15 protein-coding genes are annotated in these 18989 nt (G+C 70.1%); 10 read left to right on the top strand and 5 right to left on the bottom strand.

Features of this window, described 5'->3' with window-relative positions:
* The first annotated feature begins 42 nt into the window (after positions 1 to 42).
* The gene (locus tag CAM01S_RS10600) at positions 43 to 2793 is read left to right on the top strand and encodes a glycosyl hydrolase (protein ID WP_281176701.1); all 2751 of its coding nucleotides are present in this window, start codon (positions 43 to 45) and stop codon (positions 2791 to 2793) included.
* 18 nt (positions 2794 to 2811) lie between these two features.
* On the opposite strand, the gene CAM01S_RS10595 is transcribed toward CAM01S_RS10600, so the two are convergent.
* Both CAM01S_RS10595 and CAM01S_RS10590 read right to left on the bottom strand, forming a co-directional pair.
* Positions 2812 to 3933 (bottom strand): dienelactone hydrolase family protein, encoded by a 1122-nt coding sequence (locus tag CAM01S_RS10595; protein WP_066520877.1) that lies wholly within the window; start codon positions 3931 to 3933, stop codon positions 2812 to 2814.
* Positions 3930 to 4961: a LacI family DNA-binding transcriptional regulator gene (locus CAM01S_RS10590; RefSeq protein WP_066520874.1), complete on the bottom strand. Its 1032-nt coding sequence runs from the start codon at positions 4959 to 4961 to the stop codon at positions 3930 to 3932. The genes CAM01S_RS10595 and CAM01S_RS10590 overlap by 4 nt, the downstream gene beginning before the upstream one ends.
* Before the next feature lie 142 nt (positions 4962 to 5103).
* Between CAM01S_RS10590 and CAM01S_RS10585 the strand changes: the two genes are divergently transcribed.
* From CAM01S_RS10585 to CAM01S_RS10565, 5 genes are read left to right on the top strand one after another with little or no spacing between them, the layout of a single operon-like run.
* Positions 5104 to 6468: a Gfo/Idh/MocA family protein gene (locus CAM01S_RS10585; RefSeq protein WP_281176700.1), complete on the top strand. Its 1365-nt coding sequence runs from the start codon at positions 5104 to 5106 to the stop codon at positions 6466 to 6468.
* Positions 6465 to 7382 carry an NAD-dependent epimerase/dehydratase family protein gene (locus tag CAM01S_RS10580; protein ID WP_066520867.1) on the top strand — a complete coding sequence of 306 codons (918 nt, stop codon included), beginning with the start codon at positions 6465 to 6467 and terminating at the stop codon, positions 7380 to 7382. Before CAM01S_RS10585 ends, CAM01S_RS10580 begins: the two co-directional genes overlap by 4 nt.
* Complete coding sequence (locus tag CAM01S_RS10575; RefSeq protein ID WP_066520866.1) at positions 7382 to 8284, top strand: 5-dehydro-4-deoxyglucarate dehydratase; 903 nt, start codon at positions 7382 to 7384, stop codon at positions 8282 to 8284. Before CAM01S_RS10580 ends, CAM01S_RS10575 begins: the two co-directional genes overlap by 1 nt.
* Positions 8281 to 9429: a mandelate racemase/muconate lactonizing enzyme family protein gene (locus tag CAM01S_RS10570; protein ID WP_083527941.1), complete on the top strand. Its 1149-nt coding sequence runs from the start codon at positions 8281 to 8283 to the stop codon at positions 9427 to 9429. Before CAM01S_RS10575 ends, CAM01S_RS10570 begins: the two co-directional genes overlap by 4 nt.
* Positions 9426 to 10895, top strand: coding sequence for an aldehyde dehydrogenase (NADP(+)) (locus tag CAM01S_RS10565; protein ID WP_066520863.1), 1470 nt, complete (start codon positions 9426 to 9428; stop codon positions 10893 to 10895). Before CAM01S_RS10570 ends, CAM01S_RS10565 begins: the two co-directional genes overlap by 4 nt.
* A 14-nt stretch (positions 10896 to 10909) precedes the next feature.
* On the opposite strand, the gene CAM01S_RS10560 is transcribed toward CAM01S_RS10565, so the two are convergent.
* Together CAM01S_RS10560 and CAM01S_RS10555 are read right to left on the bottom strand one after the other, a co-directional pair.
* The gene (locus tag CAM01S_RS10560) at positions 10910 to 12001 is read right to left on the bottom strand and encodes a M24 family metallopeptidase (RefSeq protein ID WP_066520861.1); all 1092 of its coding nucleotides are present in this window, start codon (positions 11999 to 12001) and stop codon (positions 10910 to 10912) included.
* Entirely contained in the window at positions 11998 to 13998 is a 2001-nt protein-coding gene (locus CAM01S_RS10555; protein WP_066520859.1) for a DUF6807 family protein, read from the bottom strand. The genes CAM01S_RS10560 and CAM01S_RS10555 overlap by 4 nt, the downstream gene beginning before the upstream one ends.
* A 169-nt stretch (positions 13999 to 14167) precedes the next feature.
* Between CAM01S_RS10555 and CAM01S_RS10550 the strand changes: the two genes are divergently transcribed.
* On the top strand, positions 14168 to 15343 hold the full coding sequence (locus tag CAM01S_RS10550; RefSeq protein ID WP_083527940.1) for a LacI family DNA-binding transcriptional regulator: 1176 nt from the start codon (positions 14168 to 14170) through the stop codon (positions 15341 to 15343).
* The gene (locus tag CAM01S_RS10545; RefSeq protein WP_066520857.1) at positions 15340 to 15684 is read left to right on the top strand and encodes an L-rhamnose mutarotase; all 345 of its coding nucleotides are present in this window, start codon (positions 15340 to 15342) and stop codon (positions 15682 to 15684) included. Before CAM01S_RS10550 ends, CAM01S_RS10545 begins: the two co-directional genes overlap by 4 nt.
* On the opposite strand, the gene CAM01S_RS10540 is transcribed toward CAM01S_RS10545, so the two are convergent.
* On the bottom strand, positions 15644 to 16615 hold the full coding sequence (locus CAM01S_RS10540; RefSeq protein WP_066520855.1) for an aminoglycoside phosphotransferase family protein: 972 nt from the start codon (positions 16613 to 16615) through the stop codon (positions 15644 to 15646). The two genes, CAM01S_RS10545 and CAM01S_RS10540, sit on opposite strands and share 41 nt — an antisense overlap.
* Before the next feature lie 83 nt (positions 16616 to 16698).
* Here CAM01S_RS10540 and CAM01S_RS10535 point away from each other — a divergent pair, with 83 nt between their 5' ends.
* Both CAM01S_RS10535 and CAM01S_RS10530 read left to right on the top strand, forming a co-directional pair.
* Positions 16699 to 17235, top strand: a complete 537-nt coding sequence (locus CAM01S_RS10535; protein WP_066520853.1) for an ATP-binding protein — start codon at positions 16699 to 16701, stop codon at positions 17233 to 17235.
* 76 nt (positions 17236 to 17311) lie between these two features.
* The gene (locus tag CAM01S_RS10530) at positions 17312 to 18979 is read left to right on the top strand and encodes an APC family permease (protein WP_066520850.1); all 1668 of its coding nucleotides are present in this window, start codon (positions 17312 to 17314) and stop codon (positions 18977 to 18979) included.
* The last annotated feature ends 10 nt before the right edge of the window (positions 18980 to 18989 follow it).

Here is an 18989-nt window from a genome sequence, read left to right as displayed (position 1 = left end):
CGGGGTGGGCGCGGCGATTCTGCTGCGCCCACCCCGTGTCGCTTGATTCCCCGAGGAGGACCTATCCGCGCCCGCGACCTGCTACAGGGCATCCAGACCCCGCCGACCGACGCCCGACCGATGATGCGCTGGTGGTGGTTCGGGCCGGAACTCGAGCCGTCGGACATCGACCGTCAGCTGGACACGATGGTCAAGGCAGGGATCGGAGGAGTCGAGCTGGCGTTCGTCTATCCGCTCGCCACCGTCACACACCCGTTCCTCTCGGAGGGGTGCCTCGAGCGGGTCGGCCACGCCGCGCGCTCGGCCGCGGAGCGCGGACTCCGGTTCGACCTGACGCTCGGGAGCGGCTGGCCGTTCGGCGGTCCGTGGGTCGAAACGGCGACTGCGGCACGACGCCTCCGGTGGGAGACGCACGAGATCGACGGTCGTGCGAGCCGAATCGCGGTCCCCAATCCCCGATGGGCCGGCGACGAGCTGCTCGCAGCGTATATCGGCGAGGGCACGCAGCAGGAGGCGCCTGCGACCTTCGTCCGCATCGCTCCAGTCGACGGGACCCTCGATCTGCCCCCGGCGGGCGGTCCCCGACTCGTCCTGCTCGTATGGTCCGCGATCACCGGCCAGCAGGTGAAACGCGCTGCGGCCGGGGCAGAAGGGCACGCGCTCGATCACTACTCCGAACGAGCGGTGCGCGAGCATCTCACGCGCGTGGGCGAGCCCCTCCTCGCTGCCGCCGGGGCTGAGCATGTGACGACCGTGTTCTGCGACAGCCTCGAGGTCTATGACGCGGACTACACACCGGCGCTCGCCGATGCCTTCCGCATCCGGTGGAGCGGAGGCCAGCACGACGAGCGATCTCCCGAGGAGGCGTCCGAGCGGGTGAGCGGCGGGACCCCGCAGCGCGACGCTGGCCCCGACGAGTTCCTCGACAACCTCTGGCTGCTCCGGTTCGACGGGGCGGGGGCGGACCGATTCCGGTCCGCATACTTCGAGGCGCTCGCCGACCTGTTCGACCGGCATTTCCTTCGCGTGATGCATGAGTGGGCGGCGGAGCGGGGCGTCGCGTTCCGCGTGCAGAACTACGGTGTCCCACCGACGAGGCTGAGCTCGTATCGGTATGCCGACGGGGTCGAAGGCGAGGGGTGGGGGTGGCGCGGTCTGCCGCAGACTCGGTGGGCAGCCTCCGCGGAGCATCGACTGCACGCGGCGGGGCTCCGCGACGAGTCGTCGGACGGGTCCCGTGTCGTCTCTTCGGAGACCTGGACCTGGGTGCATTCGCCGTCGCTCCGCGCGACCCCGCTCGACCTGCTCGGCGAAGCACATGAGCACTTCCTGCTCGGTGTCAATCAGCTCGTCGGACATGGGTGGCCCGCCTCGCCGGCCGCTGCAGCCGGAATCGGACGCCTCTTTTACGCCTCGGGCGCGCTCGACGACCGCAATGCGTGGTGGGCGGCGATGCCCGGACTCGCCGGATACCTGGCCAGAGCCTCCTGGGTGTTGCGACACGGGGCGCCCGTCGCGGATGTCACACTGCTGCTTCCGACAGCGGACGTGCACCGGACGCTTGCCGCGGCGTCGCCGCATCGGCTCGACCTGTGGCGCGCGTGTCGAGACCACATCGGCGACGAGATTCCCGGAGCGATCCGTGACGCGGGATTCGACTTCGACTGCATCGACGGCGAGTTGATCGCCGTCACCGATCCCGCACTCGTGGCAGAAACCGGCCCGGTCGTCCTGCCTTTCGTGAGCCGGGTGTCCGACGGCACACGACGCTGGCTCGAGGCGGTCGTCCGCGCTGGCGGAACCGTCCTCCGGGTGCAGCAGCAGGGTGCACCCGCCATGCCCGACCCGGTGGGGGAGCCCGTCGCTCTCGATGACCTCGAGCAGACGCTGCGCCGACTGCGCCCGCCCGATCTGCGGATCGAGCCGCGCTCGCCGGACATCGGCTTCGTGCATCGACGGCTCGACGACGGCGATCTCTACTTCGTCGCGAACACCGGGACTGCGACGCGATCCGTCCGGCTGTTCCCCAGGGCGCGGCACCGATCCTGGCAGCGGTGGGACGCGTGGACCGGGGCGGTCGATCGCGCGGGTGACGGAACACTGCCGCTCGCGCTCGAGCTCGCGCCGTACGAGGCGGCGTTCCTCGTGCTCGGCGACGAGTTGCCGTCGACGACAGCCGCCTCGGATCCGGCGCCACTCGACACCGCGCTCGCGCTCGGAGGAGCCACGAACGCCGGAAGCGGGTGGACCGTGACATTCCCGGGGGAGTCGCCGACGACGGTATCCCTGCCCCACGACTGGACGGCCGCACGACCGACGTTCGCAGGGACGGCGGTGTACTCGTACACGTTCGACGCAGACACGGTGTGGAGTACTCACCTGCCGAGTCGAGTCGTGCTGGACTTCGGTCCCGCTCTCCCGTCCGAGCCGTCCGCGGACGGCGCCACAGGAATCCGCGGGTCGTCCTACCGGGCGCTTGTGGAGCCTCCGATTCGTGAGATCGCGCGGGTGGTGTGCAACGACGAGGCGTTCCCGGTGGTCATGGCGCCCCCGTATCGCCTGGACATCACCACCGCGATCAAACCCGGACGGAACCGCGTGCAGATTGCGGTGAGCAATGCGTCAGCCGCCGTGCTCGGCGACCCAGACGTTCAGGAGGCGCTCCTCGCGTCGATCGCGGCGGCGGAGGCCGAGTACGGGGTTCGGTTCCGCATGCAGGATCTCGCCGCGGCGAGCGAGGGGCTCCAGTCCGGTCTTGTCACGGTGCCGGTGCTCCGCTGGGCGTCGCGCTGAAGGGTCGAACGCCGCGCGTCAGCGCATCGTCGATGCGAGGAACTCGGCGGCTTCGTCTTGCATCGGCGCAGACATGACGTGGCCGCTTGCCCACCAGGTTCCCCGGTAGGCGCCGCGTGCCGAGTTCTCGGCGAGGAGGGCGTCGGCGTCGCGCATCCCGTTGATCGGGAACAGCGGATCCGTGCGTCCGTATTGCACGAGCATCGGCGCGTGTGGTGCTCCGATCCGTGTCAGCGGGATGAGCGGCCAGTCGGTCACTGCCGCGAGTCCCGGCGTGTGCATCAACCAGGAGTGCGCGTCGAGATAGGCCGGCAGCAGCGCGTCGAACGTCGTCATCATGCACGCGACCACCACCGCGGCGACGCGCGAGTCCAGCGCAGCCGTGATCATCGCGCGACCACCGCCGCCCGAGAAGCCGAGCGTTCCGATGCGGTCGCCATCGACGTTCGGCAGACTCCGGAGGATCGCGAGGGCTGCGAGATCGTCAGCCGCGACGAGACCCGCGTACGTCGTGCCGAGCAGAACGCATGCCTTCGCGATCGCGTTCTCATGTTCGCCTGCGAGCACGTTGTAACGGAGGCCGGGCGTGGCCTCGACGCCGTGCTCGCGCCAGAGCGCCTCCTGCGCCGCGAGGGCGGCCGCGGCACGCAGCGGTGCCGGGTCGAGAGTGAACCGGCGGCTGCCCCATGAGAAGGCATCGTGGGCGAGCACGGCGAAGCCGCGGCGCGCGAGCACCGTTGCAACCGCTTGGCCGTCGTAGAGGGCGCGCTGGATCGCGAGCACCTCGGCAGCGGTGTCCCCGACGGGTGCGACGACGCGCTCCGCGCCGAGCCATTTGTCACCGCCGTGCTCGTGCATCAGGAGCACGGCCGGCCGTGGTGCCGCAGCAGCGTCATCCGGTTCGACGAGGCTGCCACGGGTACGCGGGCCGAAGGGGAGCTGCCACGACAGGCGAGTCGTGCGGATGCCGTCGTCGACCGTCGTCGAGTCGACGCGCACCGCGATCGACTCCGGCGGCGCCGGAACGCCGAGACAGGCCGCGAGTGCGCCCGGAAGCATTGGAAGGTTGGACTGTCGCCGCGCGAACGCCGGCCAGTCCTCGTAGCCACCGAGTGCGGTGGGCCGGTCCGAAGCCGTCACGGGGCGGGAGTCCGCTCGGGCGCGGGGCCGGTCGAACGCCTCGGCACCACGCGCGGTCCGAACGTGAGATCGTGGCCAGGGGACCGCTGTTCGAGCAGCGCCGCCATCCGCTGCCATGCCTGCTCGCCGAGCTCGGCTGTGGGAACGGTTGCCGTGGTCAGCGGGGGAGCGGTGTACCGAGCGAAGGGGATGTCGTCGAAACCGGCGACCGAAATCTCGTCGGGGACCCGCACGCCGCGCTCCGCGAGCGCTCCGAGCAGGCCCATCGCGACGAGATCGTTGAAGGCGAGCACGGCAGTCGCCGCGTGCTCGAGCACGGCGTCGGCGGCGCGGTAGCCGTCTTCGAACCCGGTTCCACACGGAACGATGTCGATCCGCACGTCATGCGACTCGGAGAACTCAGCGATCGCGGCGAGGCGGTGTCGATTGGATGCCGCTTTCTCGCTCCCGGCGAGATAGACCAGATCGCGGTGGCCGTAGTCGAAGAGATGCTGCAGGATCTGCAGCAGTCCCGAGCGGTAGTCGGCTCGGACTGCCGGGGCCGAGGAGCCGACGGCCTCTCGGTTGATGAGCACGGCTGGCGCGAGCATCGGCAGCAGTGCGGCGAGCTCGTCATCGGGCATCCGCGGTGCGCAGAGCACGATGCCGTCGCACCGGCGTCGCGCGTCGACCGTGAGCAGGCGCTCCTCCTCGACGCGCTCCTGCGAGTCGGCGACGAGGACGTGGTACCCGTCGCGGGAGGCGGCGGTGCTGAGCCCGCGGAGCGCGCCCTGGAAGATGGGGTTGCCGAGGTCGGGAACGACGACGGCGACCGTCTGGGTCTTGCCCAGAACGAGGCTGCGGGCCAGTGGGCTCGGCGAGTAGCCGAGTGCCTGCGCTGCTGCGTGCACCCGCTCCGCAAGCGCCGAGTTGACCCGGGTGCTTCCGTTCATGACGCGCGAGACGGTCGACAGCGAGACCTCCGCGCGCGCAGCGACGTCGGAGATCTTCGGGGTGAGCGGGGTCGGGCTCGCGTCTGGACGTGACATGGCGGCCCTCCTCGGCATGCAGCCGGGCACGGTCGCCACGGCTGTTTTCGTTCCACACAGTAACGTGTATTCTCTAGAAAGCGTTTTCTGAAGCGCGGAGATTCCGCGCTTGCACACGCTCGCCTGCATCGAAGGAGGCACTGTGGCTGACCGCACGCGCTACGCGATCATCGGAACCGGATCGCGGGCAGGGATGTACATCGGGGCGATGCTCGGAGATCACTCCGACGTGGCCGAGCTGGTCGCCATGGTCGACCAGAACCCCGGACGCATGGAGTACTACCGGCGACTCGTCGCCGAACAATCGCCCGGGCTGACGCCGTCGACCTGGTCGCCAGACCAGCTCGAGCAGGTGATCGCAGATGAGCGGATCGACCGGGTCATCGTCACGACCCCCGACTACACGCATGCTGGGTTCGTCTCCCGCGCGCTCCGCGCCGGCGCCGATGTCGTCGTCGAGAAGCCGCTGACCATCGACGAAGCGGGGAGCCGGCTCATCGCCGATGCCGTGGCCGAGACCGGCCGCGACGTCGTCATGACGTTCAACTATCGGTACGCCCCCCGCAACTCGGCGTTCAAGCGGGTGATCGCGTCGGGCCAGATCGGGATCCCGCTCTCCGTGCACTTCGAATGGGTGCTCGACACGTCGCATGGCGCCGACTACTTCCGGCGGTGGCACCGGGACAAGGCGAACTCCGGGGGGCTGCTCATCCACAAGGCCTCCCACCACTTCGACCTCGTCAACTGGTGGATCGACGACGTTCCGGCACGGGTCTTCGCATCCGGCGGACTCCGCTTCTATGGGCCCGACAACGCCCATCGCGATGGCCGCGCGTCGAATTACGACCGTGGTACCGACCCCAGCGTCCGCGACCCGTTCGCGCTGGATCTCACGGCTGACGAGCGCCTCAAGGCGCTCTACCTCGACAACGAGGCGCACGACGGCTACCGGCGCGACCAGAACGTCTTCGCCCCGGGTATCACGATCGAGGACAACCTCTCCCTCGTCGTCGACTACATGAGCGGTGCCAGCATGAGCTACTCGCTCAACGCGCACAGCCCGTGGGAGGGCTACCGCATCGCCGTCAACGGCACCGAAGGGCGCGTCGAACTCGAGGTCGTCGAGCGCGGCGAGGTCCTCCTGGACACGGACGGGCACACCGTGATCGACCCCTCGGCCGTCGCCGACACCGCGCAGGCGGAGGAGATCCGACCCCGCGGCGAACGGATCCTGCTGCAGCGGCACTGGCACGCGCCGGAAGAAGTTCCCATCGAGACGGGCGAAGGCGGCCACGGTGGTGGCGACGCGATCCTGCTCCGGGACGTGTTCGTGGGTCCGTCCGACGACGACCTGCACCGGGCTGCGACCTCGATCGACGGTGTCCGTGCGATCGCCGTCGGCATCGCGGGAAACCGATCGCTCGCCACCGGCGACGCTGTACGCACCACGGATCTCGACCTCGGCGTTTCGCTTGCGCGCGGCGCAGCGATCGGCGCGCGCTCGTGAGCCGTGTCATCGTCACCGGGAGCGCTGGACGCCTCGGCCGGAGTGTCGTCACGGTGCTGCGCGACTGCGGACATGAGGTGATCGGCGTCGACCGCGAGGCCGACCCGGGTGACCCGGCGTCACGGGGCGCCGACCTGACGGACGCTCGGGCCGCCTCCTGGCTGTTCTCGGAGGTCCGTCCCGAGGCCGTCATTCATCTCGCCGCGATCGCCGTGCCGTTCAGCGCCCCCGAGGACGTCATCCTCCGCACGAACACGGCACTCGCGTTCGCGGTCATGCAGGCCGCCGTCGACGCCGGGGCACGCACCGTGATCACCGCCTCCTCGCCGACCGTCTTCGGCTATGGTTCCCCGGCGGGTTGGACGCCACGACGGCTGCCGCTCGACGAATCGATGGAGCCGGAGCCATGGAACGCCTACGCGCTGTCCAAACTGGTTGCAGAACGGACCGCGCGGATGTTCGCCGCGCAACTCGGCAACCAGGTGCGGTTCGCGTCGTTCCGGCCGTGCTACGTGATCGCGCCGGAGGAATGGCACGGCGCACTGACCCAGCAGGGCCACACCGTGCTCGAGCGACTCGACCGTCCCGAGCTCGCAGCACCGGCACTGTTCAACTACGTCGATGCGCGGGACGCCGGCATGTTCCTGCATGTGCTCATGTCGGGGATCCGCGACATCCCGAACGGTGAGACGTTCCTCGTCGGAGCCGCAGACGCACTCGCTCGTCGCCCTCTCGCCGAGCTCATCCCCGACTACCTGCCCCAGCTCACCGGCGTGGCAGCCGACCTCACCGGGAGCCGGCCCGCCTTCTCCATCGCCAAAGCGCAGCGGCTCCTCGGATGGCACCCCACCAGGAGTTGGCGGTCGGAGCTCGGAGTCGACGCCGAACCCGTCCTGACCAGAGGAGCCGAATAATGCGATTCGACGACGTGCTGTTCTTCCCCGTGACCGTGTTCGCGGAATCCGGTGCTGTCGACGCCGAGCTGACCGCCGAGCACATCCGCTCGCGGCTTCCGGACGGGCCCGGTGGCGTCTTCGCGGCATGCGGAACCGGCGAGTTCCACGCGCTGAGCGCCGCGGAGGTCGGAGTCGTCACCCGCGCTGCGGTCGGCGTGGTCGCGGGCAGCGTCCCGGTCGTGGCCGGCGCGGGCGGGCCGCTCGGACACGCCGTCGAGTGTGCCCGGGCCGCTGCGGATGCTGGTGCCGACGCGCTCCTCGTGCTTCCCCCGTATCTCGTCAACGCCCCCATGTCGGGCATTGTCGCCTACGTCGAGGCGGTGATCGCCGCGTCACCGTTGCCGGTCATCGTGTATCACCGCGCCAACGCGCGGCTCGACGAGCAGGCGGTCGCGCGGCTTGCCGCGAACGCCCGCGTCGTGGGCTTCAAAGACGGTGTCGGCGATGTGGGCGTCGCACAGCAGCTCGTTCGCGCGGTCGCGGCGAGTGGCCGCGACGATATCGCGCTCTTCAACGGTCTCCTCACGGCCGAGCTCACCCAGCAGGCGTACCGGGCACTCGGTATCCCGCTGTACTCGTCGGCCGTGTTCGCGATGGCGCCGAAGGTCGCGAAGGCCTACTACCGCGCCTACGAGTCGAACGACGAAGCGCGGCGCCTCGAACTGCTCGACCGCTTCTACCTGCCGCTCGTGCGGCTCCGGGATCGCGTGCCCGGATACGCGGTCGCGCTGATCAAAGCGGGTGTGCGTCTCAGCGGACTCCCCGTCGGGTCCGTTCGAGCACCGCTCGTCGATCCTGGTGCCGACGACCTCGCGGAACTGCAGCGCATCCTCGCCATCGGCGAGGAACTCGTCGCATGACCGACACCCAGCATCGTTCGGCACCTGCCGCGACCATCTCCTCGACCGGCGCGGACGCGCTCGGCGTGATCACGGGCCTCCAGACCCGCGCGATCACCGCTCCGCTCGTGCGTCCGTGGGGACACGATGTCACCGAACTGCACCTCGTCGAAGTGACCGTGTCGACGTCGTCCGGCATCACGGGGCGCGGCTTCAGTTGGACGCCGACGATTGGCGCCACCGCTGTGGAGGCGCTCCTCACCGCCGACATCGCTGCGTTCGTCGTCGGGGCGCCCGCGGATCCGGCTGCACTCTGGCCGCGGCTGTGGGCACATCTTCACGAGGCGGGCTCCGGCGGCATCACGACCATCGCGATGGCCGGTGTCGATCTCGCGCTCTGGGATGCGCTCGGTGTCGCGGCCGACTCGTCGATCACCGAGCTGCTCGGGTCGCGACGCGACACGGTCGAGGTGTACGGAAGCGGCGTGAACCGGCACTACCCGATCGACGACCTCATCGCGCAGGCGCAGCGATGGGCTGACACCGGCTACCGCATGGTGAAGATCAAGGTCGGCCTGCCCGATCTCGCGGAGGACGTCGACCGCGTGGCCGCCGTGCGGGACACGATCGGCCCGGATGTCGCACTCGCCATCGATGCCAATCAGCTGTGGGACCTGCCGACCGCTCGCCGTGCGATCGCGGCGCTCGCGCCGTTCGACCTGCGCTGGATCGAAGAACCGCTCCGCGCCGACGATCTCGCAGGCCACCGCGCTCTTCGCGACAGCATCGACGTTCCGATCGCGCTCGGCGAGAATCTGCACACGATCTATCGCTTCCGTGAGGCGATCGACGGGGGCGCCTGCGACATCGTGCAGCCGAACGTGATCCGTGTCGGCGGGATCACCCCGTTCCTGCAGATCGCGGAGCTCGCCGACACCCACGACACACCCGTGTTCCCGCACCTGCTTCCTGAACTGTCCGGACAGCTCGCCCTGTCGCTTGCCCGGTCGACGATGGTCGAAGACGTCGAGGACGCCGGCATGGATCGACTCGGCATCCTCGCCGGGCCGCCGCCGATCAGCGTCGAGGGACGCCTCCTCGTCAGCCGCGGTCTGCCCGGACTCGGACTCACGTTCACCGCTTCGCCGAAAGGATCGAACGAATGACCACCGCACCGCAGGAGATCGAGACCATCGCACTCGCCGCGGCGACCGCTGCACCGCTGCTCGCAGGGACGCCGGCGTCGGACCGAGCGGTGTGGCTCCGTGCCATCGCCGACGAGCTGGACGCGAACACCGACGAGCTCGTTGCGATCGCCGACAAGGAGACGCACCTGGGCGTCGCGCGGCTCACCGGCGAGGTCGGGCGCACCACGGGCCAGTTGCGGCTCTTCGCCACCGCGATCGAGGAGGGCGCATACGCCGAGGCGATCATCGACCACGCCGCTCCCGGCGCCACGCCGCCCCGGCCCGACCTCCGCCGGATGCTGCGCCCGCTCGGCCCGGTGGCGGTGTTCTCGGCGTCGAACTTCCCGTTCGCGTTCTCGGTCGCAGGGGGCGACACCGCATCGGCGCTCGCCGCAGGATGTCCAGTGGTCGTGAAGGCGCATGGCGCGCACGAGGAGCTCTCGCATCGGACCGCCGAACTCGTCGCATCCGCCTTGCAGGCTGCGGGCGCGCCCGACGGCACCTTCGGCATCGTCTTCGGTCGGGAGGCCGGCCAGCGCCTCGTGCAGCACCCCGCGATCAAGGCCGCAGGCTTCACCGGATCCGTCGCAGGCGGTCGCGCGCTCTACGACCTTGCCGGGGCGCGCCCCGACCCGATCCCGTTCTACGGCGAGCTCGGCAGCATCAACCCGGTCGTCGTCACCCGCGCGGCGGCCGAGCAGCGGCTCGCTGAGCTCGCTGCGGGTCTCGTCGGTTCGTTCACGCTGGGCGTGGGGCAGTACTGCACGAAGCCCGGACTGGTGTTCGTGCCCGCCGCCAGCGGATTCGACGACGCCGTCGTCGCTGCGCTGCAGGCCCGAGCCGATGCCGGGAACACGAACGCCGAGCAGATGCTCACGCCCGGAATGGCGGAGGCGTTCGCGGCGGGGCTCAGCGGCATCGCCGCTGTGCCGGGCGTCGATGTGCTCTGGGGCTCGTCAGCCCAGCAGAACGATGGCGACGCACGCGCCGCGGTGCTGCTCGCAACAGACGTCCCGACGGCGCTCGGCGCCGAGGATGTGCTCTTCGAGGAGTGCTTCGGACCGGTGACACTGCTCATCCGCTATCGCGACGAGGACGAACTCCGGCAGGCGCTCGCCGGTGTGGAGGGCAGCCTGACGGGCACCATCCACGCGCAACCCGGCGACGATCTCGCGCAGATCGTCGCGCTGCTCGCGGATCGCGTCGGCCGAATCCTGTTCGGCGGCTGGCCCACTGGTGTCGCGGTCACCTGGTCGCAGCAGCACGGAGGCCCGTGGCCGGCCACCACCTCGACGCACACGTCGGTCGGCGTGACGGCGATGCGGCGGTTCCAGCGTCCGATCGCGTTCCAAGACGCCCCGGCGGAGGTGCTCCCCGCCGAGCTCCGGGAGGACAATCCCCTCCGGATCCCGCGCCGCGTCGACGGCGTGCTCATGGTGCCCTGAGGGTCGAGGCGCGGTCAGCGGATCAGCGTGGCCGGACGGCGGTGCCCATTCACGATCGTGGTCGGCCACGCCGGGTCGACCGTGAGGACGTCGATCTCGGGGTGCTCCTCGGTCCCGGTGAGCAGCACCGTGTCCTCGACCTTCGCGCCGGGGGACCACGGGTTCCAGGCGAACGCCTGTTCGAGCACGATCCGGTCGGCGAGGCTCGGGGTCGCGCGCGGGTCGCGCCCGGCATAGCCGGCGGCGCCGCCCTGATGGTGGCGCCGCCACTGGTCCGGGGAAAAGCCCGCGGCCGGATAGGCGCTCGCGATCACGTCGAGTACCGCAGCGATCGAATTACCCGGCCGCGTCGCGTCGAGGGCAGCCGCCTCGACGCGGAGGATCCGTTCGGCCGCGTCGCGCTCTTCCGGGGTCTCCTCGCCGAACGCGAGCCAGCGCGAGCAATTCGCGATGAGGCCGTCGCGGCGCGCGCACAGCACCGCCATCGCCCGGCTTCCGAGTGGCGCCGCTGTGGGCAGCGGATGCGGCACCGCTGCGCGCTCCGCGCCCCCGACGAGCACGACGAGCGGGTCGGCACCGACGTCGGCGAGGGCTCCGGTCAGCGCGGCGGCGAGATCGCGCTCGGACCACGAGCGCTCGGCACGCATGAAGACGTGCGTCATCGCCGCTGCGGTGTCGGCCCCGAGTGCCCGGTACCGATCGGTCTCGCCCGGGAGGAGCGGAAGACGCGCCGCACGGAGCGCATCCGCCACCGCCATCTCGGGGATCGCGTCGACGGTCGGCATCGGCTCGTACCAGAGGCGCTCGCGGAGCACGACGTCGTTCGGGAGTTCCTCTGCGACGAGCCGCGCGGTCTCATTCGACGTCAGGAACACCTCGTCCGCGTCGCGACTCACGCGGACGGCGACGATCGGATCCGCGGCGAGACTGACGCCGGTGCGGCCTCCGTCGAGATACCAACTCACGGCCGTCGATGAGGTGAGGAGGATCGCGGGCGCGTCCACGTGGTCGAGCAGGTCGAGCATCCTGGCGCGCTTGACCGCGCGGTCTTTCGCGCGCTGCTCACGGGCGATGTCCACGGTGGGGGACTCGGGGCGGGCGCTCATGCGGGCTCCTCGACGACGCGAGCGGCGATGCGCTCGATGGCTTCGGCTGTCAGGCGGCCGTCGGCGACGAATGCGCGGTACCGGCGCACGAGACCGGCAGCGTCGACGCGGAGCGGTTCGGTCCACGCGAGCGCGGCGCCGATGCCGGGATAGTCCGAGCATCGGACGAACCACCGGTCGGTCTCGGCGCCGTCGGCGACGAGGACGATCGTCGCCGTCCCGTTCTCACCGGGGCCGGCGAGAAACTCCGCCGACCATGCGACCCACGGCGCAGCGGATCCATTGACCGCTTGCTCGCCGCGCCGCTCGCTGGTGAAGATCTCGACCGATCGGCAGGCGGGAAGCCGCCAGAACAGGCCGCCATATCCGGCGTCGACGCGGCCCTTCGTGCCCGGACTGCCGATCGTGACCGGCTGATCCGTTGCGGGGGTGAGACGCGCCTCCAGATCGAGGACCCAGCCGTCGTTACCCGCGGCGCGCACCGCGATGCGGCGCTGCTCCGCCAGGATGGCGTCGCCGCGGGGCCCGACCCATCGCAGGTCGAGGCGCACGTCGTCATCTGTGCCGTCGGCGCGATCGCACACGGTGCGGCCGTGATCGTCGAGGCGCACGTAGCCGTCGTCGCGAACGTAGGTCCTGCCGCCCCAGAAGTTCACGCCGTCGGCATCCTGCACCGTGAGGCTGAGGCCCGTGTGCCAGTCGTGGTCGGCGGGGTGTCGGGCGCTGAGCGTCACCCCGCCGAGCGTGCGGATCGGATGCAGGTAGGGGTGGGGGCTCGAGAACGGCATGGTGCCGGACCCGTCGAGGACTTCGGCGATGTCCTCGCCATCGACGCGCAGGGTTGCGAGCCTCCGATCGTGGCCCGCGACCGCCCAGGGCGCTCCGAGCTCGGCGAACGTGGCCCCGGAGGCCGCAGCGCGCTCCGCCAGCTCGACGATGCCGTCGATGACCGGGAACGCGTCGTCCGTGGGCTCTCCGGCCGACTGCCATCGAACGAACGCCGGGTCGACGTGCTGTGGCTCGGGGGCGAGACGCACGGCTTCCACGACACGCATGAACGCACCGACGCCGGCGAGCGGAGCGATGAGGGGGTGGCCGTCGCGGCGGTGCCGGATGAGGTCGGTGAGCAGGTCATCCCGGTCGAACGTCCGGCGCTGGTCCCTGAACGTCACGACGTCTGTCGTGTAGGAGAGCACGGCGTGCCCGCGCGTGCCGGTCACGATCACCCGCGGCCCGTCCCCGTCGGCCTCCGGAGGCGCGCACAGCGTGAGCGCGCACGTCACCGGCACCCTGGCCTCGCCGGTGATCCGCACGACGGCGGTGTCGTCGGCGTCGATGGGGTTGGCGCGGTACAGGTCGGTCTCGATGGCGTCCACCCGGCTCGCCGCGTCATATCCAGCGATGGAGAGCGCGGTCGCGACGGCATGCGCGAGCGGGTTCGTGGTCACGCCGTCCACGACGAGTTCGCCGTCGAGGACACGCCGTCCCGCCCATCGTGCGCGCCCCCAGTAGGACCGTCGGCGGGACCAGAGCCCGACTGCGCCGACCGAGACGAGTGGACCGAGATCGAACGCATCCGCGGCGAACGCGGACAGCGCGTGGGAACCAAGGCTCTGGAAGCCGACCTGGATGGACCGTCCGGTGGTGCGCGCAACCTCGAGGAGGTGCTCGAAGTCGTCCCAGCGTGGGACCGGTGGCTTCTCGAGCAGCACATCTGCGCCAGCACGCATCGCGGTCTCGCAGAGCGACGCGTGGGTGCCGATGGGCGTCGCCACGATGACGATGTCCGCAGGGTGCGCGGCAAGCGCGTCGCCCAGGTCGGCGAAGACCGGCGTCGGTGCGAATGCGTCGGCGGAGCCGAGGGCGGCTGGATCGACGAGCGCGACGATACGGAGGAGGTCGTCGGACTCGAGGCGGCGGGCGTTCTCGAGGTGGTGCCGCCCGAATCCGAGAATCCCGGTGATCACGACTCGGGGGAGTCCATCCGTGTTCGTCATAGCCACCTCACCACGCTGTGTCGGACCGGTCCGTCCTCGACCCACCCTAACGGAGAAAGCGATTTCCGCCAGTGATGGCGCGGATCGCGCGGTCTGCCGGGCGCGCCCTCTTGCTGATCGACGCGGACCGGGATACCAATGGGGTCGAGCCCACGTGAGGAGTGCTCCTATGACCGAGAGAACGACCGTGACGCTCGCGGACGTCGCCCGACACGCCGGGGTGTCGCTTGCGACCGCCTCGCGAGCGATCAACGGCAGTGCACGGCGGGTGCGTGCCGATCTCGAGGCGCGCGTCCTCGAGGCGGCGCAGGAACTGCGATACGCCCCGAACACTGCGGCCCAGGCGATCGCGCGCGGCACATCCACAACGGTGGCACTCGTGATCGGCGACATCGCAGACCCGTACTTCGCGTCCATTGCGGCCGGAGTGATCAAAGCCGCCGACGACTTCGGGCTCGTAGTCACGATGACGGCGACCGGTGGCGACCCGGTGCGGATCGCCGCCGCGCTCCGGACACTCCTCGGCCAGCGCCCACGCGCCGTGATCCTCGCCGGATCCCGTGCGCTGCCCGCCGCCTCGCCAACGGAGCGCGACATCGATGACGCGCTCGACGAGCTCGTGCGTGCCGGTGCCGGCGTGACCGCGCTCGGAACCGCCTCGCACGGGCCGATCGGCGCCGGTGTTCGTTCCGTGCCCATCGACAACCGCGGCGGCGCGCATGCGCTGGCGCGTGCGCTCGTCGAGGTGGGTCACCGCGATTTCGCCATCCTCGCCGGCAGGCCCGACCTCGCCACGCCGGTGGAGCGGACCGCAGGATTCGTCGCAGGCGCGGCCGAAGCGGGCGTCGCGATCCCCGCGGAGCGCATCGTGCACGGCGAGTTCACCCGTGATGGCGGCTATCGGGGGATGGTGTCGCTGCTCGACCACGGCCTCCAGAGCGGATGCGTCTTCGCGGCAACGGACGTGATGGCCGTCGGTGCCATGGCAGCGATGCGCGAGCGGGGTCTCGAACCGGGAGCCGACATCGCCGTTGCGGGATACGACGACATCGCCATGCTGCAGGACGTCTACCCGCCGCTCACGACCGTGCACCTGCCGCTCGAGGCGATCGGGGCGCTCGCGCTCGACGTCGCCATGTCCGCGCAGGGAGACGACGTGAGCGCGCGGGCATTCGCCGATGAGGACGAGCCGGACCTGGATCCCGCGTCCACCGAGTCAGGAGTATCCGAAGCGGGGGCGTCCGCGCCGGGGGGCTCCGAACCGGAGGCGGCCGTCACCCTTCCCGTGCAGGGTCGCGTGATCCTGCGGGCCAGCACCGGAGCGCGTGTGGAGGTCGAACGATGACCCGTGTCTGCTTTCGGATGCAGGTGGCGCCCGAGCACATGGAGCGCTACCGCGAACGGCACGCCGCCGTGTGGCCAGCGATGCTGCGAGCCATCGCCTCGGCCGGGCGACGGAACTACTCGCTGTTCCTCGATGACGATGGCCTCCTGATCGGGTACTACGAGACCGACTCGGTCGAAGCAGCGGATGCTGCGCTCGCCGCGAGCGAGGTCGCCGCAGCATGGGAGGAAGAGATGCTGCGCCTGTTCGACGGGGCGAGCGGACGGGCGGATCAGACGGCGCGCATCCTGCCCGAGGTGTTCAACCTCGAGGATCAGCTGGTCGACGCCGACCGGCGCTGACGCTGGCGCTAGCTTCGCCCGGTTCGGCAGTCGCCTCGGCGAGCGCCGTCGCCACCGCAAGGAAGCTCGCATCCCCGACGTGCCGTGCGAACGCGATGTTGAGCCGTGCCCGGTAGTGGCAGAGGACGGTTGCCGCTTCGGCATCACCGTCGTCGAGGGTGACGATCATGCGGAGGCGTCGTCGGATCGATGCGTGGACATCGCGCACGCCGTGCACGCCGGGCGCGCCGTACGCGTCGAACCGGTTGCGAAGCAGGGGCAGGTAGTCCCACTCGGGGGCTCCGAGCGCCGGTTTCGGATCGATGGCGGTCCATCCACGTTCGCCGCTCAGCACGTTTTCGTAGTGGAAGTCGCCGTGCAGGAGCACGCTCGGGCGCCGAGCCATCACGGCCTCGGCGGCCACGCGCGCACCGAGAAGACCGGCGTCGGAGGCTCCGGCGCCGTCGGACGCGTCCATCTGCGCGAGCACCGGCATGAACCCGGCGAGCGCTCGGGGGCGATCAAGGGCTGCGGACGCCGTGTGCAGGCGATGGAGCACCCTCACCATCGTCTCGACGGCGGTGTCGATCGGCATGTCGAGCAGCGTCGGCCTCGGATCAAGGCGCTCCAACAGGAGCGCGTGGTGCTTCGCGTCGACATCGAGCACGCGGACGGCGCCATCACCGTCCCACGCGCGGAGCGCGGCGGCTTCGTCTCGTGACTCGAGGTCCGGCCAACCGATCTTCAGCGCAGCTGGGCGACCTCGTTGTTGCACCAACCAGACAAGCGCGGTCGTCCCGGCCATCGCCGCCGACTCGACGGTCAGACCCCAACGACGGGCGATCGTCCGCGCCGTCGTCGGGAGCGTTGCGATCCACTCAGCGCCAGCAGGGCCCTCCCGTCGGATCGTCCGGGCGGCGAACTCCTCCGGGACGGTCAGGAACGTGGACATCGTTGTCATCCTGCTCGACGGGCGCACGGAATACCAGCGAGGCTCCCATCCCGTTCGGGACCCCGAGCCCGTACAGTGCCGGCATGGGGTCGTCTCCGGGCACGAGTGCGGGGCGGTGCCTGCTCCTGACCGGAACGGTGGGGTCTGGGAAGACGACGACCGCGCATGCCGTGGGGGAGGCGCTCCGGCTCCGGGGAGTCCCGCACATGGTCGTCGACCTGGACGAGTTGGCGCGGATGTGGCCGGCGCCACCGGGCGATCCGTTTCGCGAAGCACTCGGACGCGCGAATCTCGCGGCCGTCGCCGCGAACGGGATCGCCGCGGGCGCGACGACGCTCGTTCTCGCCGGCGTGGTCGAAGGGCCCGTCGGAGTTGCGGCGGTTGCCGAGGCGGTCGGCGTGCCCCTCGTCGTGTGCCGATTGCGCGTTCCGATCGACCTGGTGCGGAAGCGCCTGATCACGCGCCACGAGGCCGGTGCGGCCCGTGACTGGCACCTCGAGCGGAGCGCCGAACTCGACGAGATTCTCAACCGGGAGCTGCAGGCCGATCACGTCGTCACCGTCGGCGACGATGACGCGAGCGCGGTTGCGCACGAGGTGCTGACACAGGTCGGGTGGTAGTCGGAACGCCGTTCCGCCGGACCGGGCCTGCGGGTCGATGGCGACGCGAGCGCGAGTGTGAGCGTACGACTGACTCATGAGCACCACGCGGACGAGGACGACCCCGGTGAGCACCGACACCATCGCGACCGAGGACAGCCACCTTCGACAACGCCTCGGATACTGGTCGCTCGTCGCGACCGGCATCGGGTCGGTCATCGGATCCGGGTGGCTCTTCTCGGCGATGTATGCGGCGCAGACCGCAGGACCGGCAGCCCTCATCGCCTGGGTCATCGGAGGAGCGGTGATGCTTGCTGTCGCGCTCGTCTTCGCCGAGCTCGGCATGGTGCGGCCCGAATCCGGTGGCCTCGTTCGCTACCCGCTGTACTCCAACGGCCGGTTCGCGGCGAGCATCGTCGGGTGGAGCATGTGGGTGACGTACGTCGCGAACCCGCCGACCGAGGCCTCTGGCGTCGTGCAGTACGCGAGTTCGTACATTCCGGGTCTGTTCGCGCACAAGCAGCTCACGGGGTTCGGGATCCTCTGTGCGATCGGGCTGATGGCGGTGTTCGTCGTCGTCAACTATTTCGGCGTGCAGTTCTTCGCGCGGAGCAACAACATCGTGACCGCCGTGAAGGTGTGTATCCCGATCCTCACCGTCGTCATGCTGCTTGCGAGCGGGTTCACGGGCGCGGGAGGCGCGGGTGGTGCGGGCAACTTCAGCGCGGGCGGCGGATTCGCGCCCTACGGCATCGGAGCAGCCCTCGGCACGATCGCCACGGCCGGCATGGTGTTCGCCTACACGGGGTTCCGCAACATCGTGGAGCTGTCTGGCGAGGTCAAGAACCCGCACCGCAACATCCCCGCATCGCTCATCACGACGATCCTGGCTGCCATCGTGCTCTACCTGCTGCTGCAGACCGCGTTCATCTTCGGTGTCCCGCAGCATCTGCTCGGACATGGATGGAGCGGCATCAACTTCAATTCGCCGTTCGCGCAGCTCGCGATGCTGATCGGGATGACGTGGCTGTACTGGGTGCTCATCGCGGACTCCATGATCTCGCCGTCGGGCTCGGGCATCGTCTTCACCGCGTCGAACGCCCGGAACATGTTCGGGCTCGCGAAAAACCGGTTCTTCCCCGCGTGGTTCGCGAAGGTGCACCCCGGCTCCGGTGTGCCGCGGCGTGCCCTGATCACGAATTTCATCGTCGGCATCCTGTTCCTCCTGCCCCTTCCGAGCTGGCATCAGATCATCGGCGTGACGGGCACGCTGATCGCGTTCACGTTCTCGATCGGGTCGGTGTCGCTGATCGCGTTCCGCAGGTCCGGGCTCACGACGGCTCGCGCGCGTATTCCGGGCATGACCGTAATCGCACCGTTCGCGTTCATCGTGAGCGCGCTTGTCATCTACTGGGTTCCGTGGAACGAACTCCTCCTGACCGTCCCGATCGTCGTGGTCGGGTTGATCTGGTATGCCGTGACCTACGCGGTGCAACGGCACGGCGTCGGCGAGCTCGTCGGCGGACTCTGGCTCGTCGCCTACCTGCTTGTCGTCTACGGCATGTCCGCGATCGGAAGCTTCGGCGGCCTCGCGCTCATCCCGTCACCGTGGGACTCGGTGGTGCTCGCCGTGATCGCCGCCGGTCTATACATCTGGGGCGCGCGATCCGGAACCGAGTACATGCGTGCCCGACCGGAACTCATCGACGAGCTCCGCGCCGCCGGCAGCGCGATGGAGGAACCAGCCGAAGGGGTGCGACCCTAGCCTGCGCTGC

The sequence above is a fragment of the Curtobacterium ammoniigenes NBRC 101786 genome, assembly GCF_001571045.1.
Lineage (GTDB): Bacteria > Actinomycetota > Actinomycetes > Actinomycetales > Microbacteriaceae > Curtobacterium > Curtobacterium ammoniigenes.
Note: the sequence above shows the minus strand (reverse complement) of the source record. Positions and strands in the feature narration are given on the sequence as shown.

What these genes read in the sequence shown, in the direction of transcription:
- CAM01S_RS10575 (WP_066520866.1), top strand. Translation starts at nt 7,382, where the DNA reads ATGCGATTCGACGACGTGCTGTTCTTCCCCGTGACCGTGTTCGCGGAA.
- CAM01S_RS10565 (WP_066520863.1), top strand. Translation starts at nt 9,426, where the DNA reads ATGACCACCGCACCGCAGGAGATCGAGACCATCGCACTCGCCGCGGCG.
- CAM01S_RS10560 (WP_066520861.1), bottom strand. Translation starts at nt 12,001, where the DNA reads ATGAGCGCCCGCCCCGAGTCCCCCACCGTGGACATCGCCCGTGAGCAG.
- CAM01S_RS10570 (WP_083527941.1), top strand. Translation starts at nt 8,281, where the DNA reads ATGACCGACACCCAGCATCGTTCGGCACCTGCCGCGACCATCTCCTCG.
- CAM01S_RS10545 (WP_066520857.1), top strand. Translation starts at nt 15,340, where the DNA reads ATGACCCGTGTCTGCTTTCGGATGCAGGTGGCGCCCGAGCACATGGAG.
- CAM01S_RS10550 (WP_083527940.1), top strand. Translation starts at nt 14,168, where the DNA reads ATGACCGAGAGAACGACCGTGACGCTCGCGGACGTCGCCCGACACGCC.
- CAM01S_RS10535 (WP_066520853.1), top strand. Translation starts at nt 16,699, where the DNA reads ATGGGGTCGTCTCCGGGCACGAGTGCGGGGCGGTGCCTGCTCCTGACC.
- CAM01S_RS10540 (WP_066520855.1), bottom strand. Translation starts at nt 16,615, where the DNA reads ATGTCCACGTTCCTGACCGTCCCGGAGGAGTTCGCCGCCCGGACGATC.
- CAM01S_RS10555 (WP_066520859.1), bottom strand. Translation starts at nt 13,998, where the DNA reads ATGACGAACACGGATGGACTCCCCCGAGTCGTGATCACCGGGATTCTC.
- CAM01S_RS10590 (WP_066520874.1), bottom strand. Translation starts at nt 4,961, where the DNA reads ATGTCACGTCCAGACGCGAGCCCGACCCCGCTCACCCCGAAGATCTCC.
- CAM01S_RS10530 (WP_066520850.1), top strand. Translation starts at nt 17,312, where the DNA reads ATGAGCACCACGCGGACGAGGACGACCCCGGTGAGCACCGACACCATC.